Here is a 25,399-nt window from a genome sequence, read left to right on the forward strand (position 1 = left end):
CCGAGCCGAGAGGGCTGCCCATGAGCGAGTCGACCGATTCCCTTTTCGCGCGAGCCCTGATCTCCACCGGGTCCACCCCGGAGCGCCCGCAGCGGATGCACCTCTTCGGGCGGCTCGTCGGGAGCTGGCGCGCCGACGTGCGCTTTCTCGACGAGGCCTCCGGCGAGTGGGCCGAGCGCGTCGAGGACTGGGTGTTCGCCTACACGCTCGGCGGGCGGGCGGTGCAGGACGTCCTCGTCGCCCACGACCCGGACGCCGACGGCACGCCGGCCGCGCACGGATCCACTGTGCGCGTCTACGACCCCACGCTCGGCGCCTGGCGAGTGAGCTGGTTCGGCGCCGCGAGAGGCGACTTCTGCACCCTGGTCGCGACGCCGCACCGCCGCGACGGGATCCGCCAGGACGGCACCCAGACGGATGGACGCCCGATCCGCTGGAACTTCTCGAAGATCACGGCGGACTCGTTCGAGTGGGACGGCTGGGTCTCCGACGACGAGGGCCGCACCTGGTGGCTCGAGCAGCACATCGACGCGACGCGAACCGGCTGAACCCGGTCGCACTCACGGCTTGCGGTGGCGCAACTGCTTGCCCGGGAGACTGCTTCGCCTCCGAAGGGATTCACTTCGCGGCATACGCCCCGAAGGTTATCCACAGTTGATTACACAGGTGGAAAATAGTGAGTCGGACTCACAGCTGGCCTGAAGCTTCGGGTGCATCGTCGGCGTACAGCGCGGGCAGCTGGAGGGTCAGCCACGGGCTGAACGCCCACGGCGTCGCCTCCACCGCGGTCAGCAGCACGCGCGGATCCACCCACTGCCACTCGGCGACCTCACTCGCCGCCGGGCTCAGCTCGCCCGCGATCGTGGCGGTGAAGACCGGGCAGACCTCGTACTCCACGACACCGGCCGCGTCGGTGGCGCGATAACGGAACTCGGGCAGCGCGGGCACCAAGTTCTCCACTACGGTGCCGAGCTCATCGGCGGCGCGACGCGCGATCGCGGCCTCCATCGCCTCCCCGGGCGCGGGATGCCCGCAGAACGAGTTGGTCCACACTCCCGGCCAGGTCGCCTTGCCGAGCGCCCGCCGCGTGACCAGGATCCGCCCCTCCCCGTCGAAGACGTGGCACGAGAACGCCAGGTGGAGGGGGGTGTCCGCGGTGTGGACGGTCGCCTTGTCCGCGGTCCCGATCGGGGTGCCGTCCTCAGCGAGCAGGACGACCTCTTCGCGCGGTGACGTCATGCGACCATCCTAGGCGCGGGGTGGGTGGACGCGGCCGCAGAGGCGGAGGGGCGCGGCCTCGCGGTCGCGCCCCTGCGGGTGTGCCGATGCGTCAGTCGGCGTCTGTGCCCCGGTCGGTCTCGGTGTCCCGGTCGGTCTCGGTGTCCCCGTCGGTCTCGGTGTCCCGGTCGGTCTCGGTGGCCTCGTCGGTCCCGGTGCTGGTGGCGCGCTCGGCGCCCTCTGCGTCGGGGCCGTCCGCGTCGGCCGCGTCGGCACGCGGGGTCCAGCCGAGGTTGCGGGCCATCGCCTCGAGGGTCGCGAGGGTGGTGGCCAGGTCGGCGGGGTCAATCCCCTCGGTGACCGTGGCGCGCACCGCAGTGACGTGCGCGAGGGCGGCGTCATGCGCAGCGCGCCCCTCGTCGGTCAGCGTCGCGCGGTCGCCGTCGAACCAGACCCAGCCGCGCTCGACGAAGTCCGCGAGGATGCGATCCACGCCACCGCGGCAACGCCCCTCGAAGCCGTACCGGCCCGCGAACGGACGGCCGTGGCCGTGCTCGTGGCCCCAAGCGTCGGGGCCGAATCGCCCTGGGCCGAACGCGCCTGCCCCGAACGAGCCCGGGCCGAACCCCCGACCGTACCGGCCTGGGCCGAACCCGCCGTACCCGAACCCGCCAGGACCGAAGCCGTGCGCGCCATGCCCGAACGGGCCGCCGCGCTCGACGCCACGGAGGAAGCCCCGCTCGAACCCACGTTCGAACGCCTGCTCGGCGCCGTGGTGGTCGGGATGCGGGTGGTGGTGGTGGGGGTGTTCGGCGTGGTCGTGGGCGTGCTCGTCGTGGTCGTGCCCGGACTCTTGCCCGTTGTGCCCCTGGCTGTCGTTGCCGTGGTACTCGGGCCCGTAGCTGTCGTGTCCGTGCCCGTGCCCGTGTTCGTGCTCGTGCCCGTCGTGTCCCTGGCTGTCGCGGCCGTGGTATCCGGGCCCGTAGCTGTCGTGGGCCTGGTCGTGGTCGTGGTCGTGCTCGTGCTCGTGCTCGTGCTCGTGCCCGTCGTGTTCCTGGCTGTCGCGGCCGTGGTATCCGGGCCCGTAGCTGTCGCGGGCGTGGTCGTGGTGGTGCTCGTGCTCGCGCCCGTCGTGCCCCTGGCTGTCGTGGCCGTGGTACTCGGGCCCGTAGCTGTCGTGGGCGTGGGCGTGGTCGTGGTCGTGGTCGCCGTGGCGATCCGGCCCGTGCGGGCCTCCCTGCGCGCGGGAGCTGTCGTGCTCCATCCAGGCGCGGTACATCTGCTGGCGGCGCTCCCATTCGCGCCGCATCCAGTCGGGGCGGCCTCGCCACTCCCTGGGCCGTGCGGCCGCGTGGGCCTGTTCGCCGGAGGAGGCGTCGCTCTCCGGGCGCGGGTCCGCCTCAGTGGGACGCCCGGTGTCGCCGGGCCGGCCGCCGAACGGCCGACCGGCGCGGCGTCCGCGGTGCGCCAGGGAGGCGGAGAGCTCGTCGGCGGTGGCCGGGCCGTCCGCGAGCGTGTGCAGCACGCGCCAGCCCCGGCGGCCGAGGTCGAGCTCGCGGAGTTCGTCGCGGGTCCGGGCGCGGAGGCGCGCACTGATCTCGCCGAACCAGAAGTACGGCGGGGTATCGGATGAGTCGTGGGTGTTCGAGTCGTCGATGGTCGTCATCGGGAGACTCCCTTCGTTTTCTATGTACTATTACAAGTGAATGTATAGTTACATGCATGGCTGAGGATCGTCAAGAGCAGGACCGTTCGCCCGAAGCGGACGTGGTCGCACTGATCGAGCGCTCACTGGTCGCCGTCCGACGCGACCAGTCGCGCCGCCGCCCGATGGGCCCGTGGGACCACGGCGGCTACCCCGGCCGCGGTCACGGCCCCCACGACCACACCGGCACGGGACCCGACCAAAACCGCACCGCCAACGGGAGTGACAGCGCCAACCCCGACGGCGCCGACCGCAGCCACTCCACCACCGGCACCGGCGACACTGACCCCCGCAACGGCGCCGCCGCCCGCGACCGCCACAACGACGACACCGACGCCCGCAACGGCACCGCGCCCCATGACCACCACAACGGCCACTCCCACCCCGCCCACGGCTTCGACCCGCACGCCTGGGGCGCGCGCGGCCCCTGGGGTGGCGGCTTCCCCGGCCCCTTCGGCGACTCCGCCCGCCCCGGCCCGGGCCGCCGAGGCCGCGACGGGTCGCTCGGCCGCTTCGCCCGCATCCGCATGCTGGAGGCGCTCGCCGCCGCCGACGCGGAGGGGCGGCAGCTCTCCGTCAGCTCCCTCGCCACCGCCATCGGCGTCGATCAGCCGCGCGCGAGCCGGCTCGTACAGGAGGGCGTCGAGCGCGGCCTCGTGCGGCGGATCCCCGACCCGTCCGATGCGCGGCGGGCGCTCATCCAGCTCACCACCGCCGGACGCTCGCAGCTCGGCGAGGTCCAGGACCACCGCCGCTCCGCCGTCGAGACCGCGCTGGCCTCCTTCACCCCGGAGGAGGCGCGCACCTTCGCCGAGCTGTTCGCCCGCTTCGTCCAGGCCTGGCCCCGCTGACGCGCCCCCGTCGCCAACGGAGGACATCCCGCCTCCCGCGCCCCCGGTCTCCTCCGTTGACTGCCGCGCCCCGGTGTGTCGGCCCCGGTCTCCTCCGTTAGCGTCCCCGTCGCCAGCGGAGGACATCCCGCCTCCCGCGCCGCCGATCTCCTCCGCTGACTGCCGCACCCCGGCGTGTCGGCCCGGATCTCCTCCGCTAGCGTCCCCGTCGCCAGCGGAGGACATCCCGCCTCCCGCGCCGCCGATCTCCTCCGTTCACTGCCGCGCCCCGGCGTGTCGGCGCCGATCTCCTCCGTTGCCGACGCCGCGCCCGCGACCTACCGCGGCGACCGGACCGGGATCAGCAGCCCCAGCCCCACGAGCAGCACCACCACGATCCCGAGGATCCCCCAGTACTGCGCCCCACCGACCGCGACGAACAGCGCGAACAGCAGCGGTGCCACGAACGACACCGCGCGTCCGCACGTCGCGTACAGCCCGAACACCTCCCCCTCGCGTCCGGCCGGCGTCACGCGCGCCAGGAACGTCCGGCTCGCCGACTGCGCCGGCCCGACGAACAGGCACAGGATCAGGCCGAACACCCAGAACGCGATCGCCCCCGCGTCGTGGAGGAAGAACACCGCGAGGCCCGCGATCACCAAGCCCACCAGCGCCGTCACGATCACCGGCTTCGCCCCGAACCGGTCGTCGAAGCGCCCGGACAGCACCGTGCTGACGCCCGCGACGACGTTCGCCGCGATGGCGAACACGATCACACCCGACTGGCTGAACCCGAACGTCCCCTTGGCGAGGATGCCGCCGAACGTGAACACCCCGACCAGCCCGTCCCGGAACAGCGCCGACGAGATGAGGAACAGCACCGTGTTCCTGCTCTCCCGCCACAGCGCCCCGAGGTCCCGGAACAGCAGCCCGTACGAGGCGAAGAACCCGACCCGCGGCAGCCGCCGGTTGGCCGGCGCCTCCGGCACCTTCAGGAGCACCGGGATGGAGAGCGCGAGCGTCCAGATCGCGGCGACCACCGCGACGAGCCGGTAGTTGAGCCCCTGGTCGGTGGTGACGTGGAGGACGCCTCCCGTGCCGTCGCCGTTGGGGGAGGCCAGCAGCACGAGCACGATGATCAGCAGCAGGATGCCGCCGAAGTAGCCACTGGCCCAGCCGAGTCCGCTCACCCGGCCGACCGTCTTCGGCGTGGACACCTGCACCAGCATCGCGTTGTAGTTGACGGTCGCGATCTCGTAGAACACCGTCCCGACCGCGACGAGCACGACGCCGAACAGGAAGAATGACGGCTCCCCGACGACGAAGAACATCAGGGCCGTGATGACGACGACCACGCCGGTGTTGATCCCCAGCCAGAGCTTGCGCCGCCCCGAGCCGTCGGTGCGCCGGCCCAGCACCGGGGCGAGAACCGCGACGACGATCCCGGCGATCCCGATGCCCCACGCCAGTCCGCTGGAGAGCCCGGCGATCGCGCCGGTGACCGCGTGGTGCGCGGGACCCGAGGCGTCCTTCTCCGCGTCCTGCGCCGCGACCAGCCCGGGGGAGATGAAGTAGCTGGAGGTCAGGTAGACGGTGAAGACGAACGTCGTGATGACCGCGTTGAAGGCGGCGCCGCCCGCGTCCCACAGCGCCCACGACGCGACCCAGCTGCGCGGGATGCGGCGCTCGGTGGAGCTCTCGGCGAAGATCGGGCTCGCCGCGGTCGCGAGGGCGTCGCCGTCCCCGCCGGCCGGTCGTTCGGTCGTCATGGGGACAGCGTAGGGCGTGCCGGGGAACCGGCGGTGAACGCGCGCGAGGTCAGTCGCCCGCACCCGTCACGTGGGCCCGGAACCACGCCGTCACCGGCTCGCTGTCGTGGAGGAACCGCGCGATCCGGTCGGCGGCCTCCGGGGTCGCGAACCACTCGGGGATGCCCCAGTCCGCCCAGGTGATGATCCCCTTGTACCGCAGCAGCTCGGCGCGCGGATGGTCGCCCGGGTAGCCGCGCGGGGAGGTCTTCAGCTGCTCGGGGATCTCGATGCCGATCCCGGAGCCGCGCAGCGTGGCGAGGGCGGCCTCCAGCTCCTGGCCGGTGCGCGGGGCGTCGACGGCACGTCGATAGCGGTCGAGCTGCTCCTTGTCGAGCTGGTACACGCCCGCCCCGCCGGCGAGTCCCTCCGCGGAGACCTGGACGTACCCGCCGCGCTCGAACGTGAGCGCCGCGTGCAGCTTGTACGGCGACTTGTCCGGGGAGAACCGCACGTCCCGGTAGGGACGGAACAGCCGCCCGGCGCCGAAGGCCGGCTCGAGCGCCTCCGCGAGCGCGTGCATCGGCGCCGCGACGCGATGCTCGTAGCGTTCCCGGTTCTCCAGCCAGAACGCCTTGTCGTTGCGGAGGGTGAGCTCCCGGTAGAAGGCGATCGCGTCGGGGTCGAACCCGGTGAATGTCATGGCCCGATCGTACGTCGGCGCGACGACCGCCCGGGATGGGAGGTTGTCCGGCCGGGCGAAGGTGCGGATGCTGTCGGTATGGAGACGATGACGGTTGCGGTCGCCGGCGGAACAGGCGTGGTGGGCGCACGCACGGTCGAGGCGCTGAGGAGGGCGGGGCAGGAGGCGGTGGTGCTGAGCCGCTCCGAGGGCACGGACCTCCTCGCGGCGGCCCGCGACACCGGGGAGGCGCACCGGCTCGCGCGAACTCTGGAGGGCTGCGCGGCCGTGGTGGACGTGACGTCGGTGACGACGATGGGAGGCGCGGCTTCCACGCGCTTCTTCGAGGCGGTGACGACGGCGCTCCTCACCGCGGAGCGCGCCGCCGGGGTGACGCACCACGTGGCGCTCTCGATCGTGGGCGCGGCGGCCGCTCCGTACGCCTACTACGCCGGCAAGGCGGCTCAGGAGCGGTTGGTGATGGCGAGCGGCGACTCCTGGAGCCTGCTGCGTGCGACGCAGTTCCACGAGTTCGCGTCCCAGCTCGCCGCGCGTTCACGCGGCCGGGTGAAGCCGGTCCCTGCGGTGCGCTCGCAGCCGGTCGCGGCGGCGGAGGTCGGCGCGCGCCTCGCCCAGCTGGCGACGGGCGAACCGGTCGGGCTCAGCCGCGACCTCGGCGGCCCGAAGGTGGAGGACATGCCGACGCTCGTGCGCCGCTACCTCGCCGCGACCGGCTCGCGGGCCCGAGTCTTCGCCGTCCCGCTGCCGGGCCGCTGGGGCCGCGCCCTCCGCGACGGCACCCTGCTGCCCGGCCCGGACGCCCAGCTCGGCACCCAGACCTTCGACGACTGGCTCGCCACGGTCTCCCGAACTCCCTGACCCCAGCGATCTCTTCCTCACTTCCTCCCGCGACACGCCGGGCATGCGCGGGAGAAAGTGAGGAAGCGATGGCTGGAGACGTCAGTCCGTCGGTGGGTGCGGGTGCGGGTGCGGGTGGGTGTGGCGTGGGCCGCCGCGCAGCGGGACGCCGACGACAGCGAGGATCAGCGCGAGCAGCGCGCCGCAGAAGATCGCGATGTCCGCCACGTTCCCGATGAACCAGTCCGCGTACGCGATGAAGTCGACCACGTGCCCCTGCCCGAACGACGGCGCCCGGAACAGCCGGTCGCCCAGGTGGGTGAGCGCCCCGCCGAGCAGGAGGCCGAACGCGACCGCCCAGGAGCGCGCGCCGACCCGGCGGGAGAAGTAGAGGAGGGCGACGACCGCCAGCGCGGCGATGATCGTGAAGACCCAGGTCTGGTCGACCAGGAACGAGAACGCCGCGCCCGAGTTGTAGACGAGTTGGATGCCGAGGAGGTTCCCGATCAGCGAGTGGTAGACGCCGACCTGGAGGGTGGCGGTTGCCCACAGCTTGGTCAGCTGGTCCGCGAGAACGACGAGCACCGCGATCAGCAGGATAATGACGAGCGCGCGCGAGCGCCGCCGCGCGAACCCGGCGTCAGCGGTCGCGGGCTCTGGCCCGGTCTCGGACGGTGGGGTGCTCTCGGTCACCCAGCAATCCTCGCACCCTTAATCGATCGGCTACACCGACACCGGCAGCGCGTACTGCGCCGCCCCGCCGTCGCCGCGCACCTGCCGGTGGATGTCCTCCATCGTGATGTCGAGCTGGCCCGCCGTGCCCGCCGCCGCTGTGAGGTCGCGCAGCAGCGCCTCCGGAACCTCGCCGTCGTACTTGTAGTAGATCTTGTGCTCGAGGCTCGCCCAGAAGTCCATCGCGACGGTGCGCAGCTGCACCTCGACCGGCACCGCGACCGGCCCGCCGCTGAGGAAGACCGGCACCTCCACGATCACGTGGAGGCTCTTGTAGCCGTTGGGCTTCGGGTGCGCGATGTAGTCCTTCACCTGCAGCACGTGCACGTCCTCCTGCGCGGTCAGCAGCTCGAACACGCGGTAGACGTCGGAGACGAACGAGCAGACGATGCGCACGCCGGCGATGTCGGTGATGGCCGCCCGGATCGCCTCGAACGACGGCTCGCAGTTCTTGCGGATGACCTTCTGCTCGATGCTCTCCGCCGACTTCAGCCGGCTGGAGATGTGCTCGATCGGGTTGTAGTCCTGCAGCTCGGCGAACTCCTCGCGCAGGATGGACACCTTCGTGGAGATCTCGTCGATGCCGAACTTGTACGGCATGATGAACCGCGCGAAGTCCTCGCGGAACGCCTGCACCTCGCTCAGGGTGGCCGGATCGATGCTCTGCAGAGCCATGATCGCCCGGGTGGAGAGCAGCGGTGCGGGGTCCGAATCCATGCCTCCGACGCTATCGACGCGTGTTGTGCAACCGGTGTGAATCGGCTGTCGCCAAACCCCCTCCCGCTGTGCTTTCGTGTGCGCATGAGCGGCGGGGACGGCGCCGACGCGCCTTTCAACCTCCGCCTCGCGATCCTTCTCGCGATGGCGATGTTCGTGCTCGTCGTGGACACGTCGCTGATGAACGTGTCGATCTCGGCCGTCGTCCACGACCTCCACACGACCGTGAGCGGCGTGCAGGGCGCGATCGCCCTGGAGGCGCTGGTCTCGGCCGCGTTCATCCTGATCGGGGGCAAGACCGGCGACCTGATCGGCCGCAAGCTCGCCTACATCCTCGGCCTGCTCGGCTACGCCGTCGGAGCTGTCGCGATGACGCTCGCGCAGAACCTCTTCGCCATCATCCTGTTCTGGGCGGTCGTCGGCGGGATCGGCGCCTCGCTGCTGCTGCCGGCGATGCAGTCGCTCATCCACGGCAACTTCGAGGGGGCGCACCAGAAGCGGGTCTACGCGCTCGTGGGCGCCTCGGCCGCCATCGCCGCCGCCGTCGGCCCGCTGCTGGGCGGCTTCATCACGACGTTCCTGTCCTGGCGGGTCGGGTTCCTGCTGGAGGCCGTGATCATCGCGGTGGTGCTCGCCGGGATCGGCCTGGTCCACGACGTCCCGTACACCGGCTCGCGCTCGATCGACCTGGTCGGCGCGCTGCTCTCCGTCATCGGGATGGGCGGCATCGTCACGGGCATCCTGGTCTGGCAGGAGGGCGGCCAGTACGTGCTGCTCCTGATCGTCGTCGGCGTCGCGGCCCTCGTCGGCCTGGTGTTCTGGCTGCGCTCCCGCGCCCGCAGGGACAAGCCGACCCTGCTCGATCCCGCCCTGTTCTCGTCGAGGCTCTTCCGCACCGGCGTCAGTGGCCAGCTGCTGCAGCAGGTGGCGCTCGGCGGCACCATGATCGCGCTGCCCATCTACCTGCAGATGGTGCTGGAGTACAACGCGCTGCAGGCCGGCCTGTCGATCGCGCCGCTGTCGCTGTCCATGTTCGTGGTCGCCCTCCTGGCCGGGCGGCGGGCGAAGGGCCGCCCGGCGAACCTGATCCTGACCGGTTTCACGCTCACCGTGCTGGGCATCGTCATCCTGCTGCCGATCGTGCCGATCGCGACGAACGGCTGGTACCTCACCGTCCCGCTCATCGTGTCGGGAGGCGGCCTCGGCCTCCTGGTCTCCCAGCTGAACAACTACACGCTCTCGCCGATCAGCGACGAGCGGGTCAGCGAGGCCGCGGGCGTCAACTCCGCGGCGGGGTCGTTCGGCCTGTCCTTCGGCCTGGCGTTCGCCGGAGCGATCATGCTCGCGACGCTGGCGTTCACGTTCACCTCGATGGCGAACGCCAGCACGGTGCTCCCGCCGGCGGACAAGCAGCAGGTGGCCGCCGCGCTGGAGGAGGACGCCCAGGTGATGTCGAACACCCAGCTGGAGAAGCAGCTCGCCACCGAGACGCCGGAGGTGCGCGCGGAGGTGGTCCGCATCAACACCGACGCGCGGCCGCTCGCGCTGCAGGTCGCGCTCCTCGTCCCGCTCGTGGCCGGGCTCCTGGGGGCGGGCAACGCGCTGCGGATGCGCCGCCTCCCCGATCCCGCGCCGTCGGACAGCGACGCCCCGGTGCTCGGCTGACGCGGAATAGTCCGCGCCCTCTCAAAGTTGAGTCAAGTGTGCTCAAGTTTTGAGCTGGACGGCTTGACAGCGTCCCACCCGGGATGCCAGGCTTGAGCCGTCGAGGCTCAACTCTTGACCCCATGACTTTTACCGGCTATCAAACGCCCGCAACAAAGGAGAGAAAGCACATATGTCACGTGCAGTAGGAATCGACCTCGGAACCACCAACTCCGTCGTCTCGGTGCTGGAGGGCGGCGAGCCCACGGTCATCGCGAACGCGGAGGGCTTCCGCACCACCCCGTCCGTCGTCGCGTTCACCAAGGACGGCGAGGTGCTCGTCGGCGAGACCGCGAAGCGCCAGGCGGTCACCAACGTCGACCGCACCATCTCGTCCGTCAAGCGCCACATGGGCACCGACTGGACCACGGAGATCGACGGCAAGAAGTACACCGCCCAGGAGATCTCGGCCCGCATCCTGCAGAAGCTCAAGCGCGACGCGGAGCAGTACCTCGGCGACACCGTCACCGACGCGGTCATCACCGTCCCGGCCTACTTCAACGACGCCGAGCGCCAGGCCACCAAGGAGGCCGGTGAGATCGCGGGCCTCAACGTGCTCCGCATCATCAACGAGCCCACCGCCGCGGCCCTCGCCTACGGCCTCGACAAGGGCAAGGAGGACGAGCTCATCCTCGTCTTCGACCTCGGTGGCGGAACCTTCGACGTCTCCCTCCTCGAGGTGGGCAAGGACGACGACTTCTCCACGATCCAGGTCCGCGCGACCGCCGGCGACAACCGCCTCGGCGGCGACGACTGGGACCAGCGCATCGTCGACTGGCTGATCAAGCGCTTCAAGGACTCGACCGGCGTCGACGTCTCCAAGGACAAGATCGCGCTGCAGCGCCTCAAGGAGGCCGCGGAGCAGGCCAAGAAGGAGCTCAGCTCCTCGATGAGCACCAGCATCCAGCTGCCCTACCTGTCGCTGACCGAGAACGGCCCGGCGAACCTCGACGAGACGCTCACCCGCGCCCAGTTCGAGCAGATGACCAGCGACCTCCTCGACCGCACCAAGAAGCCGTTCCAGGACGTCATCCGCGAGGCCGGCATCAAGGTGTCCGACATCGCGCACGTCGTCCTCGTCGGCGGCTCCACCCGCATGCCCGCCGTGAGCGAGCTCGTGAAGCAGGAGACCGGCGGCAAGGAGCCCAACAAGGGCGTGAACCCGGACGAGGTCGTCGCCGTCGGCGCCGCCCTGCAGGCAGGTGTCCTCAAGGGCGAGCGCAAGGACGTCCTCCTGATCGACGTCACCCCGCTGTCCCTCGGCATCGAGACCAAGGGCGGGATCATGACCAAGCTCATCGAGCGCAACACGGCCATCCCGACCAAGCGCAGCGAGACCTTCACCACGGCCGACGACAACCAGCCGTCCGTCGCGATCCAGGTCTTCCAGGGCGAGCGCGAGTTCACCCGCGACAACAAGCCGCTCGGCACCTTCGAGCTGACCGGCATCGCCCCGGCCCCCCGCGGCATCCCGCAGATCGAGGTCACCTTCGACATCGACGCCAACGGCATCGTGCACGTGTCCGCCAAGGACAAGGGCACCGGCAAGGAGCAGTCGATGACGATCACCGGCGGGTCCAGCCTGCCGAAGGACGACATCGAGCGCATGGTGCGCGAGGCCGAGGAGCACGCGGCGGAGGACAAGAAGCGCCGCGAGTCCGCCGAGACCCGCAACCAGGCCGAGCAGCTCGTCTACTCGAACGAGAAGCTCATCAAGGACAACGAGGACAAGCTCCCCGAGGACGTCAAGAACGAGGTCCAGGGCGACATCGACGCGCTGAAGACCGCGCTCGCCGGAGACGACGACGAGGCCGTGAAGACCGCGTACGACAAGCTGAACGAGAGCCAGCAGAAGATCGGCCAGGCCATCTACTCGGCCGCGCAGGCGTCCGAGGCACCGGCCGGCGACGCCGGCGAGGCGGGCGGGGCCGGCGCGGGCTCCTCCTCCGACGATGAGGACGTCATCGACGCCGAGGTCGTCGAGGACGAGGAGAAGAAGTAACCATGGCCGACCAGAACCGCGACGGGCACGGCTCGGAGGAGCCGGAGCGCGAGGAGCCGATCATCCGTGACAAGCGGAGGATCGACCCCGAGACCGGCAAGGTTCGCGAGCCCCAGGGCGAAGAGCACGACCTCGCGCACGAGGAGCTGGTGGACGTGGGTCCGGGCGAGGAGGAGAGCGTCCTGTCGGACGACGACCTCGACATCCTCTCCGGGCAGACCACGGCCGACCAGGTCGCGGCGGAGCGGCTCGCCGACCTCCAGCGGGTGACCGCGGAGTACGCGAACTACCGCAAGCGCACCGAGGCCAACCGGGAGATCGAGCGGGAGCGCGCGATCGGGGACGCCGTCAAGGGTCTCATCCCGGTGCTCGACGACCTGGAGCGCGCCGACAAGCACGGCGACCTGGCCGAGGGCAGCGCGTTCGCGACCATCGCGGGCAAGCTGCGCACCGCGGTCGAGCGGCTCGGCCTCACCCCGTACGGCGAGAAGGGCGAGCCCTTCGACCCGCAGGTCCACGAGGCGATCTTCCAGCAGCCCACCCCGGGCGTGACCTCCGACACGGTCGCCGAGGTGGTGGAGACCGGCTATCGGCTGGGCTCCACCGTGGTCCGGGTGGCCAAGGTGGTCGTCGCCACCCCGGCCTGACCGGCCGGACGACGAGCGCGATGAGCGCACGGAGCGGCGGGATGCGTGTCCCGCCGCTCCTCGCGCCGGCAGACATGCAGACTTCGACACAGATCACGACAGCACAGATCACGAAAGCACAGGCAGGAGAGGAGGCGCCGTGGCAAGCCAGGACTGGTTCGACAAGGACTTCTACAAGGTCCTAGGCGTCTCCAAGGACGTCAGCGAGGCGGAGCTCAAGAAGACCTACCGCAAGCTCGCGCGCAAGTACCACCCGGACTCCAACCCCGGCGACCCGGCGGCGGAGGCCAAGTTCAAGGAGATCAGCGAGGCCCACTCGGTGCTGAGCGATCCCGAGCAGCGCAAGGAGTACGACCAGATCCGGGCGATGGGGTCCGGCGCACGGTTCACCGCCCCCGGCTCGGCCGGTCAGGGCGGGTTCGACGACGTGTTCGGCGGGATGTTCGGCGGCGGCCAGGGCGGCCAGCGCTACACCTTCCAGCAGGGCGGCCAGGGCGGCTTCGATGACGTCTTCAGCGGCCTGTTCGGCAACGGCCGGTTCGGCACGACGAGCGGCGGCTTCCGCGGCTACGGCGGCCCGACGCGCGGCAACGACGTCACCGCGCACACCACCATCGACTTCGTCACCGCCACCAAGGGCGAGACCATCAGCCTGCAGGCCGGGGACGGCAAGCCGTTCAAGGTCAAGATCCCCGCGGGCGTCGCCGACGGCCAGAAGATCAAGCTGCGCGGCAAGGGCCAGCCCAGCCCGGACGGCGGCGAGGCCGGCGACATCGTCCTCACCGTCACCGTGCGCAAGCACCCGGTGTTCGAGCGCGACGGGCTGAACCTCCGCGTCACCGTGCCGGTCACCTTCGTGGAGGCCGCCCTCGGCGCGACCATCGAGGTGCCGACGCTCGGCGGCGACCCGGTCAAGCTCCGCGTGGCGCCCGGCACTCCGAGCGGCCGCGTGCTGCGCGTGAAGGGCCGCGGCGTCCAGACCGCGAAGGGCACCGGCGACCTCCTGGCCGTCGTGCAGATCGCGGTGCCGTCGCACCTGTCCGCCGACGCCAAGGAGGCGCTGGAGGCCTTCGCCGCCAAACTGCCCGACGAGAACCCGCGCGACGACATCCTCGCGAAGGCGAGGGGCTGAGCAGCCTCATGGACGAGAACACCCAGGTCTTCGTGATCTCGATCGCCGCGGAGCTGGCGGGCATGCACCCGCAGACCCTCCGGCAGTACGACCGGCTGGGGCTGGTCAGCCCGCGCCGGACGGCGGGCAAGTCGCGTCGCTACTCGATGCGCGACGTCCAGAAGCTGCAGGAGATCGCGCGGCTGGGCTCGGAGGGCGTCAGCCTGGAGGGCATCCGCCGCATCCTGGAGCTGGAGGACCACGTCGCCGCGCTGAGCGATCGGGTGCGGGAGCTGGAGTCGGCCCTCGCCGACGAACTGCTCAACCGGCCGGGCCGGCGCGTCTTCGCCGCCGGATCGGAGGGCGAGGTCGTCTCCATGCGCGCCGGCACCCGGGTGCGGCGCAGCAACCAGATCGTGGTCTGGCGGCCGCTGGAGCGGTAACGTCCCGGCGAACCTGAGCCGGCCGGCGCCGTGGGAACGGCGTCGGCCGGCTTTCGCGTCCCTGCGGGGAGCGCTCAGTACGCGATGTACGGAACGTCCCACCAGGTGCTGGCGATGGTCCGCGCGTTCGGCGGCAGGGTGGTGATCTTCACCGGCGTCGGGAAGGTGGGCGCGATCCCGGTGCCCAGCCCGGGGTTGCCCTCCTCGTACAGGCCTGCGAACCAGACGTCGCCCGAGTTGTCGAGCACGATCAAGTTGTGCGCGCCGCAGGCCATCTCCTTCACATCGTCGACGAGCACCTTCGCCCACGTGCGGGTCGCGGTGGTCGTGCCGATGCCGAGGTAGCCGCGCGCGAGTCCGTTGCTGCCGATCGCCCATAGCGAATTGTCCGAGGTCTTGGCGTAGTAGGCCCCTCCGTCCGTGTCATACGGGTGCTTCGCCCAGATCTCGACGACGTCGCCGGGAGGCCCGGCGATCTCCTGGACATCGCCGCGGACGCTGTAGTCGGCCGGGGTGATGGCCGCGGGCTGCGTGCTCGAGTAGAGCAGGCGCCCGTCGGTGGTGAGCATCATGACCGAGTGGTCCTCGCTCTGCTGCACCCGCTTCACGCCGGTGACCGGCGTGCCGTCGGGCATCTTCAGCTGCTCCATCGCACCGCGGACGGCGGTCGTCGGCAGGCCGTTGGAGTAGTTCCGGAAGCTCGCGCTGGATCCGGTGAACCAGACCGTGCCGTCCTCGAGGCTCCAGACGAGCGTGTCGCCGAACCGGTTCGGGCTGAGGGTCGCGGGCTTCGCCGGGAGGTTGCCGCCGATCTTCTCCCACCGGGTCACGTACCGTGAGCCGGTGGTGTCGCCCGGGATCGCGAGGTAGTTGGAGACCTGCTCGCCGGTCGCCCACCAGTCGCCGGCCGAGTCCTCCACGACGAACAGGCCCTGCTCGGACCCGCAGGTGTCGACGACCGCCCGGACGGCATCCGTGAACGCCGTGCCGTCCTTCTTCAGCGGCTCGATCGGGTTCAGCACGGCGACCTCGTTGCCGCCCGTGCCGACCTCCGCGAACGGGTTGTAGCCGCCACTGCGGAGCTTCCCGCTCTCGGTGACGAAGAGGTAGGAGCTGATGCTGGCGTGGACGCTCGACAGCCGCTCGTCGATCGCCATCGGCGTCGGCCAGGCGACGCCGTTGAGCGCGGAGCCGTTGCCGGTCTGGCCTTCCGGGGTGTGACCGCCGACGGCGTACACGTGCGCGGTGCGGGCCGTCAGGGTCGAGACGGCGCTGCCGCCGTTCCCGGTCGCGGTGATCGTGGCCACCGTGTCGCCCTTGCTGTAGGGCGGGATCGCGACGTAGACCTCGGCGACCCCGTTGGCGGAGGTCGTCACCGTCACCGTCTGGGTCGGGATGAAGGTCGCGTTCGTCGCCACGGTGAAGAACGAGAACCCGGCGCCGCTCAGCGTCAGGCTGACGGTCGTGGCGCGAGCGGGCGACACGGTGATCGGGACCACGGTCGCGGTCGACCGGGAAGCGGTGGGGGCTCCCAGCGGCAGGCCGTTGACGCCGAAGTTGGTGGCGATCGACCAGCCGCCGCCGATGACGCCGGTCAGCGCCTGCGGGATGGTGACCGGGCCGTCGGTCGACGCGGCGTACGCCGGTGACGCGGTGGCCACGACGATGGCGGGGACGCTCCAGGCGCTCGCCGCGACGACGGTCCGTCGGGAGGGGAGGCGACGCCCTGCGTCTGGTCGCTGAGCTTCGTTGGTAGTCGACATGTGTTCCTTGTTTCTCGATGGTGCTTCGGCGAGGAGGCCGCCATCGCGAGACGTTAGGGGAGCCGAGCCGCCTTTCTCGTGGATTTCGGCGGTCCGCAGGCGCATCCCGGTGGAGAACTCACCGACCGCTTCACCTTGATTTTGTTCCCCTTTCAGGGTTGTTTAGCCTCAGGTGTATAATTTGTAGGTTTTTAAGCGTTGTGTGTTTAACCCTCGGCACGAAAAGGGGCCCGCCGCCTCACCTCTCCGGACGAAGGGCGAGGACGACGGGCCCCTGTGGGCTCCGGCGTGGAGTGCCGCTATTGCTAGCGCCGCGAAGCCGGGAGGGCCTCCGTGCCCTCGATCTTCACCGCCTGGAGCGCGCGCGGGTCGAGCCCGAGCTGGTCCAGGATCGTCGGCGCGATCTGCGTCGTCTCGACCGGGGCGCCGATCCGCTGCGCGTGCTTCGCGCCGGGGGTCGACACGAGGATCGGGACGTTGCGGTCGTCGGCGCTCGCGCCGCCGTGCTCCGCGATCTTCGCGGTGCCGCCGGTGTAGACGACGCCCGTCTGCGCGATGCCCAGGACGTCCGGGATGCGCGGGTCGGTCGACGCGGTGCCGAAGTACTTCGCGACGCCGGCGCCGGCGTAGATCGTGGTCAGGCCGGAGGCCTGCACCGTGGTGGGCGCCTTCGAGATGGTGTTGCCCGCGGCGCTGTGCGTCGCGAGGTACTGCTTGGCGAAGTCGGCGGCCGCCTGGGTGTGGTCGTTCAGCCAGAGCTGCATGATGTCGTCGTCCGTCGAGAAGGCGACAAGGTCGGTCGCGCCCGAGTGGGCGGCCTTCCACGCGGTGTTCAGGCCGGCGATGATCGGGCCGTCGTCGACGCGCTTGAGGGCGGCCGGGTCGGTCGGGGACTGGCCGTGCTTGGCCGACACGATGATCGTCGTGTCACCCGCGTGGCCGGTCTTCTTCAGCTCGGAGGTGAAAGCGCCCAACGACGCGTCGACGTAGTCGAGCGCCTTGCTCAGCAGCGGGCCGGGGGTGGAGCCGTCGGCGAGGTAGCCGCCGGTCAGCCCGTCGGAGGTCGGCAGCTTCTGGGCGGTCGAGACCGTCTGGAAGTTCATGCCGAAGATGGCGGGCACCGGTGCGGCGCTGGCGCCGGAGTGGTCCTTGCCGTCGATCTCGTTGAGCACGGCCTTCACCTTGTAGCCGTCGTACTGCTGGGTGGCCAGGTTGTCCTGGGTCCAGTCGCCGGTGAACGGCGCGGCGGCCTTGCTGTTGATCTCCGGCGTGAAGAGGTCGTCGACGCCCGTGCCGGACGGGCCGTTGAGGATCTCGTAGGCCGGGTGCTTGTCGCTCCACGCGGTGTGGAGGCCGGCATGCTTGGCGACCTCGAACACCGTGTTCACCTTGATGTACTGGTGCGGGTAGACCGGCTTGCAGGTGGCCGGGTCGACCGGCAGCTGGGCCGGGTCGAGCAGCGTGGCCGGGGTCCCGGTCATCGACAGGATGCTGCCGGGGAGCCCGGAGAGTCCCTGGCCGGCGTCGATGCTGTTCTGGTTCTTGTCCGCGGCCTCCGTGTAGGCCACCTCGGCGCCCGGCTTCACGCCGACGCAGTTCGTGGTCCCGGCCGGGAGCAGTGCGTGGTTGAAGGTGTCGTCGTAGTACACGCCGGTGGTGCCGGGGTTGCCGCCGGTGACCTGAGCGACCATCCCGGGGAACGAGTCGGAGGGGACCGGAGTGGAGGCGTGGGTGTAGTCGGTGCCGTGCGCGGCCAGCGCGGCCAGGGCGGAGGCCGGGTGGGTGCGGACGTACCAGTCGAGGTCCTTCTGGTGGAGGCCGTCCACGGAGAGCAGGAGGACGTGCTTGACCGCGGTGCGGCCGTCATGGTCGCCACCGTGGCCTTCGTCGGCGAGGGAGGGCGCGGCGGTGACGCCGACGAGCAGCGCGCCGCCGGCGATGGCGGCGCTCGCGGCGAGGAACCGCGGGCGGGCGGTCCGTCTGATGGGGGCCATCAGCATCCTTTCGAGAGGTCGCCCCCGAACGGGGGCGTTCAACCTCGTCGATCCTGGCCCGCGCGCGGGCGCGCCACCATGCGCGCGCCGGACTGCTCGCCCAGGCTTCACGCGGAGTTCACCGGGCGGGGGGCGGCGTGGAGGGGGCTTTCAGGTAACGCGGCGGTTGGCTGCGGGGGTGTACATGAGGGGGTGTTCAGGGCACCCCGCCTGAAACTGATATGTTCCATGTGGAAAGGTGCTCACGTGGACGTCCTCATCGCCCTCGTCGCGGTCGGCGCCGCGCTCGCCGTCCACCTCGCCGCGCGAAGGCGCCTCCCGAGGAACGGCATCCTCGGCATCCGGACGACCGCCGTCCGGCGCAGCGACTCCGCCTGGGTCCGCGGGCATCGTGCCGCCGTGGCGCCCACCTTGCTGACCGCGATCGTCGTGGTCGTGCTCGCTGCTGCCTCAGTGGTGTGGGACGACGGGTCGGCCGGGTTGACCTCCATCGCCGTCGCAGTGCTCTTCGCGGGCGTGTTCATCGGAACGGTGCGGGCGAACCGCTCGGCGGGACGCCCGCCGCACCGCTGACCCCTACAACGCCGCCGACGCCCCCTGCCCCACGTACAGCGTGTTCCGGAACTCGCGCGCCTCTTCCGACGCGATGTCGCTGTCGATGCCCGCGCGCACCTCGCGCATGAGCTTGTGCAGCTCCTCGTGCTTGCCCGGCACCCGCGCGTGGCCCGTGCTGTCCCAGAGGTTGGACGCCGGGAGGGTGTCGCCGGCCTCCACCGCCAGTGTCCACTCCTCGGTGGTCGCCACCGCGGCGAACTCGGAGTCCATCGTGACCAGGACGCTGATGTGGAGGGCGTCCGCCGAGATGGAGCCGGCCGGGTTGACCAGGTCGAGCGTGCCCGTCGCGTCGGACAGGAACTCCACCGTGAAGCCGAGGGCCGCCGCGTCGCGGGCCGTGCCGGCGCAGCAGTGCTGGGTCATGTAGCCGGCGATCGTGACCGTGTCCACGCCCTCGGAGCGCAGCCACTGCTCCAGCTGCGTGCCCGCGAACGAGGAGACGCCCTGCTTGGTGATCAGGAGGTCCGGCGTGCGGTCGGCGACCGACGAGTGCAGCGCCGCCCCCTCCGAACCGCGCGCGAACACCGGGGAGCCCTCGTCCTCGATGTGCTGCACGAGCACCAGCTTCACGCCGTGGTCGGCGGCGGCGTCCATCGCCACTTCGATGTTCGGGATGGACGTCATCAGGTCGGGGTGGCAGATCTTCAGGTTGCCGGTGACGTACTCGTTCTGCACGTCGATCACGATGAGTGCGCGCTTCATGGTCGCACTCTAACGCCGGCGGACCGCGCCCGTCGCGCTCACAGGAACGAGTTCCCCACCAGCACCGACCCGAACAGCACCAGCACCACGCAGGTGATGGTCCGGCTGGAGCGCTCCAGCGCGGCGCGGATCCGGTCGAGGCGTGGCCGGATGCGCTCGCCGCTGACCGCGACGGCGACCACGGGGACGCTCACGGTGACGATCCCGATGGCGGCGAATAAGGCGACGGCCGCGATGGTGGGCGGCGGCTCCGTGAGCGAGCCGCCGATCACGACGCCGGCTCCGGCGCCGAGGGCGAGCTCCTTCACGTTCGCCGTCGCGAGCGCGAAGCCCAGGCCGAAGGCGTTCGGGGCGGAGACGCGGGTCAGGGAGGTCAGCCACTTCGGCGGTGTGCCCGCGATGGCGCCACGCGGACGCTTGACCCAGGTGATGACGCCGATGGTCATCATCCCCACCCCGACGACCGCGGTGACGACGTGGAGGGCGACGTCCGAGCCGCGCAGGTCGACGAACAGCTCCGACGCGGCCGCGAAGGCGCCGACCACGACGACGATGCCGAGGAAGCGCCCGAGGACCAGCGCGGCCCCGCGCACGGCGCCGCTCCGGCCGAGCGCGATCACGAGCACCGCGATGAGCGGCGTCGAGCTGATCGCCACCCCGACCGCGAGCGGGAAGAACTCGGCGAGGACGTGCCCGAACGGGGACCACATGGGATGAAATGTAGCGCGGGCGGGCGGGTAGGCTGGTGCGCGGCCTCCCGCTCACAAGGCAGGGAGCCGACGCGAAGACGCACACGCACGACCCCACGAGGATGGCGAACATGAAGGCCCTGTACAAGAGCGAAGCCGGGCCCGGGCTGGCCCTGGTGGACGTCCCGGAGCCCGAGATCGGGCCGGAGGACGTCAAGATCCGGGTGCTCCGCACCGGCATCTGCGGCACCGACCTGCACATCCTGCGCTGGGACGACTGGGCGGCCTCCGCCGTCGCCGCGCCGCTGGTGCCCGGCCACGAGTTCTACGGCGAGGTCGTCGAGGTCGGGCCGTTCGTCCACGACGTGGAGGTCGGCGACAAGGTCTCCGGCGAGGGTCACATCGTCTGCGGAACCTGCCGCAACTGCCGCGCCGGCCGCCGCCAGATGTGCATCCGCACGCAGGGCGTGGGCGTGCAGCGCGACGGCGCGTTCGCCGAGTACCTCGTCCTCCCCGCCACGAACGTGTGGGTGCACCACACCGGCATCGAGCCGGAGGTCGGCGCCCTGTTCGACCCGCTCGGCAACGCGGTCCACACCGCGCTCGCGTTCCCCGTCGTCGGCGAGGACGTCCTCGTCACCGGCTGCGGCCCGATCGGGCTGATGGCCATCGCCGTCGCCCGCCACGTCGGCGCCCGCTTCATCGTCGGCACCGACGTCAGCGCGCAGCGGCTGGAGCTGGCGAAGGGGATGGGCGCGGACTTCACCGTGGACGTCTCGAAGCACGACATCCGGGAGGCCCAGCGGGCGCTCGGGATGCGCGAGGGCTTCGACGTCGGCTTCGAGATGAGCGGCGCCCCCACCGCGCTGCCCTCGATGATCGAGAACATGAACCACGGCGGCCGGATCGCCATGCTCGGCCTCCCGTCGCAGCAGATCGCCATCGACTGGGGCATCGTCGTGACGCACATGCTCACGCTGAAGGGCATCTACGGCCGCGAGATGTTCGAGACCTGGAACGCGATGGGCGCGATGCTGCAGACGTCGAAGCCGCTGCACGACTCCATCGCCTCGATCGTCTCCGACCGCTTCCCCGCCCGCGACTGGGAGAAGGGGTTCGCCGCGGCTGCCTCGGCCGGCGGCGGCAAGGTCATCCTCGACTGGACGGAGGTCTGATGTACGGGACGTTTCGCGACCACCTGGCGGCGCAGCTGACGGAGATCGAGGAGGCCGGGCTCACCAAGCGCGAGCGCAGCATCCACGGTCCGCAGGCGGCGCTGATCACCGCGGACGGCGCGGAGGTGCTGAACTTCTGCGCCAACAACTACCTCGGCCTCGCCGACCACCCGGCCCTCCGCGACGCGGCGAAGTCCGCGCTCGACGAGTGGGGCTACGGGATGGCCAGCGTGCGCTTCATCTGCGGCACGCAGGAGCAGCACCTGGAACTGGAGCGCCGCGTGTCGGCGTTCCTCGGCACCGAAGCGACCATCCTGTTCTCGTCGTGCTTCGACGCCAACGGCGGCGTGTTCGAGACGCTGTTCTCGGCGGAGGACGCGATCGTCTCCGACGAGCTCAACCACGCCTCGATCATCGACGGCATCCGGCTGTCGAAGGCGCAGCGCTACCGCTACAAGAACCGCGACCTGGACGACCTGCGCGCCCAGCTCACCGCGGCTCGCGATGCGGGGGCGCGCTACACCGTGATCGTCACCGACGGCGTGTTCTCGATGGACGGCTACATCGCCCCGCTGCGGGAGATCTGCGACCTGGCCGACGAGTTCGGCGCGCTCGTGTTCGTGGACGACTCGCACGCTGTCGGCTTCGTCGGCGAGCACGGCCGCGGCACTCCGGAGCTCTGCGGCGTCGCCGACCGCGTCGACATCTATACCGGCACCTTCGGCAAGGCGCTCGGCGGTGCCTCGGGAGGCTACGTGTCGTCCCGCAAGGAGGTCGTCGACCTGCTGCGCCAGCGCGCCCGGCCGTACCTGTTCTCGAACACGCTCGCGCCGTCCATCGTCGCCGGCACGCTCGCCGCGCTCGACCTGCTGGAGCAGTCGGACGAGCTGCGCGCGCGCCTCGTGAGCAACGCCGCGCTGTTCCGCGAGCTCATGACCGAGGCCGGCTTCGATCTGCTGCCCGGCGAGCACCCGATCGTGCCGGTGATGTTCGGCGACGCCGCGCTCACCGCGCGGATCGCGGACGAGATGCAGAAGCACGGCGTGTACGTGACGGCGTTCTCGTTCCCGGTGGTGCCGCGCGGCAAGGCGCGCATCCGCGTGCAGCTGTCCGCCGCGCACACCGAGGACGAGATCCGCCGCTGCGTCGCGGCCTTCAGCGCGGCGCGGGACGCCGTCGCCGCCTGACGATCCGTGCCGGAAGTCGCGTTGCACGCTGCGTGACGCGGCATCCGGCATGAAGCGCTCGTGGCGCCGGTTCCGACGTTTTGCGCGAATGACGCCCACCGCGTGCCGAGACGCCGCATTCGGCACGAATCGCGCCCACGGCCTGTGCCGCCATTCGGCACGAATCGCGCCTACGGCTTCGCCAGACGCGACATTAGGCACGAATCGCGAAGAGCGTGGGATGCGGCGTGAGTCGCGAATGCGGCGCGGCGTCAGGCCGCGTCGGCGCGGAGGCGGCGTCCGCGGCGGAAGAACAGCAGCAGCTGCGCACCGAGGAACACGGCGAGCACGCTGAGGTCCGCGATCGCGACCGTGCCCGCCACGGCGGACGCCTGGGTGAGCCCGCACGCGCGGGCCGTCTGGTCGGAGCTGCAGAGGAACCGGTCGCCGGTGGCCACGACGGCGCCCGACGCGACCCAGCCGCCGATCAGCTGGTTGTACGCGGTCTTCAGCCCCGGCTGCAGCGCCTGGGTGTGGGTGGAGTCGGGAACGGCCCAGTAGGTGACCTTCCAGCCCGCCTTCTCCGCGGCGGTCGCCGTCGCCTCGACCTGCGGGCGGAAGTGGGGGTCCAGCGCGCCGGCCACGAAGATCCCGGTCATCTTCTCGGGGTACCGGGTGGACGCCAGGATGTTCGCCGGCCAGGTGGCCTCGAACGCGGACTGGCTTCCGCCGTAGTAGGTGTCCCGGGTGTAGATCGGGCGGTGCTCGCCCGGCTTGTCCGGCCCGGAGATGGAGACGACGTTCGCCCAGACATTCGGGTGCTTCGCGCCGAGGTAGGCCGCGCACTCGCCGCCGTGCGAGTATCCGGCGATGGCCCAGTCCAGGCGGTCGCCGCTCACCGGGAGGTTGCCGCGGATCCAGTCCGGGACGTCCTTCGACAGGTAGGTGTCGAGCTTGCCCGCGCTCGTGTCGCTGCACGGCGGGTTCGCCTTGATGTTGCCGAGCTGGTCCACCACCAGGATGAAGGGGGCGTCGTCCAGCCGCTCGCCGCCGAGGGCGTGGAGGGCGTCGAGCGTCGCCCCGAGGTTCGGGCTGCCGGGCTGGCCCATCATCATCTCGACGACCGGGCGGGTGGTCGAGGGGTTGCGCAGCCACCCGGGCGGCACGAAGAGGTGGGCGTCGCGGGCGGCGAACCCGGAGGCCGTCGGCGGGACGTGGATGGTGAGCTGGGCGCCGTCCGTCAGCGTCTCCTCGGTGACCGGCACGGCCTTCCCAGCGACCGTCGCGGTCGCGAGGGTCTGCGGGAGCGTGAGCGCCCCGGCGCCGACGCCGGCGACCCCGATCACGGAGGCGAGCACGATCGAGACCGCGCGGAGGCCGCCGCTCGACTGCAGCGCGTCGCCGAGCGCCAGGGGGAGGGCCAGGGACGCGAGCGCAATGGCGAACCAGCCGGCGCCGCCCAGGTCGGGGCGCGGGGAGATCAGGCACCAGGCGAGGATGAACGCCAGCCCGGCGACCTGGCCGACGATGACGGCGCGCACCGTCAGGCCGGCGCGGAACCGCCACCCGCGCACGGCGAAGCGCGCCACCGGATAGGCGGCGAGCAGCCCGAGGGCGAGCGTCAGCCAGGCGAGAGTCCCCACGGTTTCCAGCCTAAGTGGCGATACCTGCGCGTGAGCGGGGAACGGCCCCCCGTAACCGGGGGCCGTCAGCGGGCCGGCGCGGCCGACGATTCCCGCGCGACGAATCGCACGGGCGGGGCCTCCAGCAGTTCCACGCGCTCGCCGGCGCGCATCCGCGCGAACGCGTCGAGGAGGGTGCCTGCGAGCGCGTCGCGGTCAGCGGGCGGGCGCCGCCGACGATTCCCGCGCGACGAGTCGCACGGGCGGGGCCTCCAGCAGTTCCACGCGCTCGCCCGCGCGCATCCGGGCGAACGCGTCGAGGAGCGTGCCTGCAAGCGCATCGGCGTCGAACGTGATCGTGCTGAGCCGGGGGAGGAAGTCGGCCGCCCCCGGGTGGTCGTCGGCGCCGACCACCGAGAGGTCGGCGGGCGCGCGGAGGCCCGCGTCGGCGAGGGCCCGGATCGCGGCCATCGCCAGGCCGTCGTCCGAGGCGGCGATCGCCGTGGGGGCATGGGCGTCGTAGCGGAGGCCGTGCGCCCAGTCACGAAGGGTACGGGCGGATGCTGCGGCGTGCGTCACGTCGAGCCGGACGCCGAGCAGCTCGGCGGTCTCCCGCGCCCCGGCCAGGCGTTCCGCGGCAGCCGGGCCCGGCGTCGCCGGGGCGAGGTAGACGATGTGCTCGTGGCCGAGCGCGGCGAGATGCTCGACGGCGAGACCGCCGAACGGGCGCTGCGGGATGACCAGCGACGGCGCGTAGTCGACGGCGGTCGTGCCGTGCACGATGAGCGCGCGCACTCCGGCGAGGCGCAGCACCTCGGTGGCCTCGCCGTCGCAGCGTGCGGACTCGGCGAGCACCGCCTCCGGGCGGAGCTTCGCCCAGAGTTGTCCGGCCTCCGCGCCGGTCGTCGCCGTGTCGGCGTGCCGGAGCGCGTCGATGCCGTCGTCGACCGTGCGGGCGAGGAGCGCGTCCAGCGCCCGCGCGACGGTGGCGCCGTGGTCGGCGGCCGACGACGCGACGAGCAGTCCCGCGACGGCCTCGCCGCTGGCGAGCGAGCGGGCGGCGGTGTTGGGCGTGTAGCCCAGCAGGCGCGCGGCCTCCAAGACCCGGTGCCGGGTGTCGTCGGACACTCGGGAGTTGGGCTTGTCGTTGAGGACGAACGACACCGTCGCGCGCGAGACGCCCGCCGCGAGCGCGACGTCGGCGCTCGTCGGTGCTTTGACGACCTGCGGCGTGAACATGGTGTGCTCAGTCTAGGTCTCCGCCATGGATTCGATT

Annotated in this window: 23 protein-coding genes; 11 read left to right on the forward strand and 12 right to left on the reverse strand. The window is 71.3% G+C overall.

Features of this window, described 5'->3' with window-relative positions; translation table 11 throughout:
- The first annotated feature begins 20 nt into the window (after nt 1–20).
- The gene (locus HNR13_RS03110) at nt 21–548 is read left to right on the forward strand and encodes a hypothetical protein (RefSeq protein ID WP_179604396.1); all 528 of its coding nucleotides are present in this window, start codon (nt 21–23) and stop codon (nt 546–548) included.
- A 139-nt stretch (nt 549–687) separates the two neighbouring features.
- On the opposite strand, the gene idi is transcribed toward HNR13_RS03110, so the two are convergent.
- Both idi and HNR13_RS03120 read right to left on the reverse strand, forming a co-directional pair.
- A complete protein-coding gene (gene idi / locus HNR13_RS03115; protein ID WP_179604397.1) occupies nt 688–1,239 on the reverse strand; it encodes an isopentenyl-diphosphate Delta-isomerase in 552 nt (183 codons plus the stop codon).
- A 91-nt stretch (nt 1,240–1,330) separates the two neighbouring features.
- Nucleotides 1,331–2,884, reverse strand: coding sequence for a MarR family winged helix-turn-helix transcriptional regulator (locus HNR13_RS03120; protein WP_179604398.1), 1,554 nt, complete (start codon nt 2,882–2,884; stop codon nt 1,331–1,333).
- A 56-nt stretch (nt 2,885–2,940) separates the two neighbouring features.
- On the opposite strand from HNR13_RS03120, the gene HNR13_RS21445 reads away from it, so the two are divergent.
- A complete protein-coding gene (locus tag HNR13_RS21445; RefSeq protein ID WP_246312706.1) occupies nt 2,941–3,774 on the forward strand; it encodes a MarR family winged helix-turn-helix transcriptional regulator in 834 nt (277 codons plus the stop codon).
- A gap of 317 nt (nt 3,775–4,091) precedes the next feature.
- Here HNR13_RS21445 and HNR13_RS03130 read toward each other — a convergent pair whose 3' ends face one another.
- A complete protein-coding gene (locus HNR13_RS03130) occupies nt 4,092–5,522 on the reverse strand; it encodes an MFS transporter (RefSeq protein WP_179604399.1) in 1,431 nt (476 codons plus the stop codon).
- Nucleotides 5,523–5,571: 49 nt separating this feature from the next.
- A complete protein-coding gene (locus tag HNR13_RS03135) occupies nt 5,572–6,204 on the reverse strand; it encodes a DUF2461 domain-containing protein (protein WP_179604400.1) in 633 nt (210 codons plus the stop codon).
- A 78-nt stretch (nt 6,205–6,282) separates the two neighbouring features.
- Here HNR13_RS03135 and HNR13_RS03140 point away from each other — a divergent pair, with 78 nt between their 5' ends.
- Complete coding sequence (locus HNR13_RS03140; protein ID WP_343063430.1) at nt 6,283–7,062, forward strand: SDR family oxidoreductase; 780 nt, start codon at nt 6,283–6,285, stop codon at nt 7,060–7,062.
- A gap of 81 nt (nt 7,063–7,143) precedes the next feature.
- Here HNR13_RS03140 and HNR13_RS03145 read toward each other — a convergent pair whose 3' ends face one another.
- Entirely contained in the window at nt 7,144–7,734 is a 591-nt protein-coding gene (locus HNR13_RS03145; RefSeq protein WP_179604401.1) for a signal peptidase II, read from the reverse strand.
- A gap of 30 nt (nt 7,735–7,764) precedes the next feature.
- On the reverse strand, nt 7,765–8,490 hold the full coding sequence (locus tag HNR13_RS03150; protein WP_179604402.1) for a GTP pyrophosphokinase: 726 nt from the start codon (nt 8,488–8,490) through the stop codon (nt 7,765–7,767).
- A gap of 84 nt (nt 8,491–8,574) precedes the next feature.
- Here HNR13_RS03150 and HNR13_RS03155 point away from each other — a divergent pair, with 84 nt between their 5' ends.
- The 5 genes from HNR13_RS03155 (at nt 8,575) to HNR13_RS03175 (ending at nt 14,397) form a co-directional block, all read left to right on the forward strand.
- Nucleotides 8,575–10,155 (forward strand): MFS transporter, encoded by a 1,581-nt coding sequence (locus HNR13_RS03155; RefSeq protein ID WP_179604403.1) that lies wholly within the window; start codon nt 8,575–8,577, stop codon nt 10,153–10,155.
- A 172-nt stretch (nt 10,156–10,327) separates the two neighbouring features.
- Nucleotides 10,328–12,196, forward strand: coding sequence for a molecular chaperone DnaK (gene dnaK / locus HNR13_RS03160; RefSeq protein WP_179604404.1), 1,869 nt, complete (start codon nt 10,328–10,330; stop codon nt 12,194–12,196).
- Nucleotides 12,197–12,198: 2 nt separating this feature from the next.
- The gene (locus tag HNR13_RS03165; RefSeq protein ID WP_179604405.1) at nt 12,199–12,843 is read left to right on the forward strand and encodes a nucleotide exchange factor GrpE; all 645 of its coding nucleotides are present in this window, start codon (nt 12,199–12,201) and stop codon (nt 12,841–12,843) included.
- 139 nt (nt 12,844–12,982) lie between these two features.
- A complete protein-coding gene (locus HNR13_RS03170) occupies nt 12,983–13,975 on the forward strand; it encodes a DnaJ C-terminal domain-containing protein (RefSeq protein WP_179604406.1) in 993 nt (330 codons plus the stop codon).
- 8 nt (nt 13,976–13,983) lie between these two features.
- Complete coding sequence (locus HNR13_RS03175; protein WP_179604407.1) at nt 13,984–14,397, forward strand: heat shock protein transcriptional repressor HspR; 414 nt, start codon at nt 13,984–13,986, stop codon at nt 14,395–14,397.
- 74 nt (nt 14,398–14,471) lie between these two features.
- Here HNR13_RS03175 and HNR13_RS03180 read toward each other — a convergent pair whose 3' ends face one another.
- Nucleotides 14,472–16,160 carry an RCC1 domain-containing protein gene (locus HNR13_RS03180; protein ID WP_179604408.1) on the reverse strand — a complete coding sequence of 563 codons (1,689 nt, stop codon included), beginning with the start codon at nt 16,158–16,160 and terminating at the stop codon, nt 14,472–14,474.
- Between the two features lie 305 nt (nt 16,161–16,465).
- The gene (locus HNR13_RS03185; protein ID WP_179604409.1) at nt 16,466–18,154 is read right to left on the reverse strand and encodes an alkaline phosphatase family protein; all 1,689 of its coding nucleotides are present in this window, start codon (nt 18,152–18,154) and stop codon (nt 16,466–16,468) included.
- Nucleotides 18,155–18,400: 246 nt separating this feature from the next.
- On the opposite strand from HNR13_RS03185, the gene HNR13_RS03190 reads away from it, so the two are divergent.
- Entirely contained in the window at nt 18,401–18,727 is a 327-nt protein-coding gene (locus tag HNR13_RS03190) for an SdpI family protein (protein ID WP_179604410.1), read from the forward strand.
- Between the two features lie 3 nt (nt 18,728–18,730).
- Here HNR13_RS03190 and HNR13_RS03195 read toward each other — a convergent pair whose 3' ends face one another.
- Nucleotides 18,731–19,471, reverse strand: coding sequence for a cysteine hydrolase family protein (locus HNR13_RS03195; protein WP_179604411.1), 741 nt, complete (start codon nt 19,469–19,471; stop codon nt 18,731–18,733).
- Nucleotides 19,472–19,509: 38 nt separating this feature from the next.
- On the reverse strand, nt 19,510–20,181 hold the full coding sequence (locus HNR13_RS03200; RefSeq protein WP_179604412.1) for a GAP family protein: 672 nt from the start codon (nt 20,179–20,181) through the stop codon (nt 19,510–19,512).
- 110 nt (nt 20,182–20,291) lie between these two features.
- Here HNR13_RS03200 and tdh point away from each other — a divergent pair, with 110 nt between their 5' ends.
- Together tdh and HNR13_RS03210 are read left to right on the forward strand one after the other, a co-directional pair.
- Entirely contained in the window at nt 20,292–21,335 is a 1,044-nt protein-coding gene (gene tdh / locus HNR13_RS03205; RefSeq protein ID WP_179604413.1) for an L-threonine 3-dehydrogenase, read from the forward strand.
- Nucleotides 21,335–22,522, forward strand: coding sequence for a glycine C-acetyltransferase (locus HNR13_RS03210; protein ID WP_179604414.1), 1,188 nt, complete (start codon nt 21,335–21,337; stop codon nt 22,520–22,522). Before tdh ends, HNR13_RS03210 begins: the two co-directional genes overlap by 1 nt.
- A 251-nt stretch (nt 22,523–22,773) precedes the next feature.
- Here the strand turns inward: HNR13_RS03210 and HNR13_RS03215 are convergent, their stop codons facing one another.
- On the reverse strand, nt 22,774–24,144 hold the full coding sequence (locus HNR13_RS03215; RefSeq protein ID WP_179604415.1) for an alpha/beta hydrolase-fold protein: 1,371 nt from the start codon (nt 24,142–24,144) through the stop codon (nt 22,774–22,776).
- A gap of 195 nt (nt 24,145–24,339) precedes the next feature.
- A complete protein-coding gene (locus tag HNR13_RS03220; protein WP_179604416.1) occupies nt 24,340–25,362 on the reverse strand; it encodes a LacI family DNA-binding transcriptional regulator in 1,023 nt (340 codons plus the stop codon).
- Between the last annotated feature and the right edge of the window lie 37 nt (nt 25,363–25,399).

Origin of the sequence: Leifsonia shinshuensis (assembly GCF_013410375.1) — a bacterium.
GTDB classification, from domain to species: Bacteria; Actinomycetota; Actinomycetes; order Actinomycetales; family Microbacteriaceae; genus Leifsonia; species Leifsonia shinshuensis.

What these genes read in the sequence shown, in the direction of transcription:
- HNR13_RS03185 (WP_179604409.1), bottom strand. Translation starts at nt 18,154, where the DNA reads ATGGCCCCCATCAGACGGACCGCCCGCCCGCGGTTCCTCGCCGCGAGC.
- HNR13_RS03120 (WP_179604398.1), bottom strand. Translation starts at nt 2,884, where the DNA reads ATGACGACCATCGACGACTCGAACACCCACGACTCATCCGATACCCCG.
- HNR13_RS03200 (WP_179604412.1), bottom strand. Translation starts at nt 20,181, where the DNA reads ATGTGGTCCCCGTTCGGGCACGTCCTCGCCGAGTTCTTCCCGCTCGCG.
- HNR13_RS03210 (WP_179604414.1), top strand. Translation starts at nt 21,335, where the DNA reads ATGTACGGGACGTTTCGCGACCACCTGGCGGCGCAGCTGACGGAGATC.
- HNR13_RS21445 (WP_246312706.1), top strand. Translation starts at nt 2,941, where the DNA reads ATGGCTGAGGATCGTCAAGAGCAGGACCGTTCGCCCGAAGCGGACGTG.
- HNR13_RS03135 (WP_179604400.1), bottom strand. Translation starts at nt 6,204, where the DNA reads ATGACATTCACCGGGTTCGACCCCGACGCGATCGCCTTCTACCGGGAG.
- idi (WP_179604397.1), bottom strand. Translation starts at nt 1,239, where the DNA reads ATGACGTCACCGCGCGAAGAGGTCGTCCTGCTCGCTGAGGACGGCACC.
- HNR13_RS03195 (WP_179604411.1), bottom strand. Translation starts at nt 19,471, where the DNA reads ATGAAGCGCGCACTCATCGTGATCGACGTGCAGAACGAGTACGTCACC.
- HNR13_RS03150 (WP_179604402.1), bottom strand. Translation starts at nt 8,490, where the DNA reads ATGGATTCGGACCCCGCACCGCTGCTCTCCACCCGGGCGATCATGGCT.
- HNR13_RS03155 (WP_179604403.1), top strand. Translation starts at nt 8,575, where the DNA reads ATGAGCGGCGGGGACGGCGCCGACGCGCCTTTCAACCTCCGCCTCGCG.
- tdh (WP_179604413.1), top strand. Translation starts at nt 20,292, where the DNA reads ATGAAGGCCCTGTACAAGAGCGAAGCCGGGCCCGGGCTGGCCCTGGTG.
- HNR13_RS03180 (WP_179604408.1), bottom strand. Translation starts at nt 16,160, where the DNA reads ATGTCGACTACCAACGAAGCTCAGCGACCAGACGCAGGGCGTCGCCTC.
- HNR13_RS03220 (WP_179604416.1), bottom strand. Translation starts at nt 25,362, where the DNA reads ATGTTCACGCCGCAGGTCGTCAAAGCACCGACGAGCGCCGACGTCGCG.
- HNR13_RS03130 (WP_179604399.1), bottom strand. Translation starts at nt 5,522, where the DNA reads ATGACGACCGAACGACCGGCCGGCGGGGACGGCGACGCCCTCGCGACC.
- dnaK (WP_179604404.1), top strand. Translation starts at nt 10,328, where the DNA reads ATGTCACGTGCAGTAGGAATCGACCTCGGAACCACCAACTCCGTCGTC.
- HNR13_RS03165 (WP_179604405.1), top strand. Translation starts at nt 12,199, where the DNA reads ATGGCCGACCAGAACCGCGACGGGCACGGCTCGGAGGAGCCGGAGCGC.
- HNR13_RS03140 (WP_343063430.1), top strand. Translation starts at nt 6,283, where the DNA reads ATGGAGACGATGACGGTTGCGGTCGCCGGCGGAACAGGCGTGGTGGGC.
- HNR13_RS03175 (WP_179604407.1), top strand. Translation starts at nt 13,984, where the DNA reads ATGGACGAGAACACCCAGGTCTTCGTGATCTCGATCGCCGCGGAGCTG.
- HNR13_RS03110 (WP_179604396.1), top strand. Translation starts at nt 21, where the DNA reads ATGAGCGAGTCGACCGATTCCCTTTTCGCGCGAGCCCTGATCTCCACC.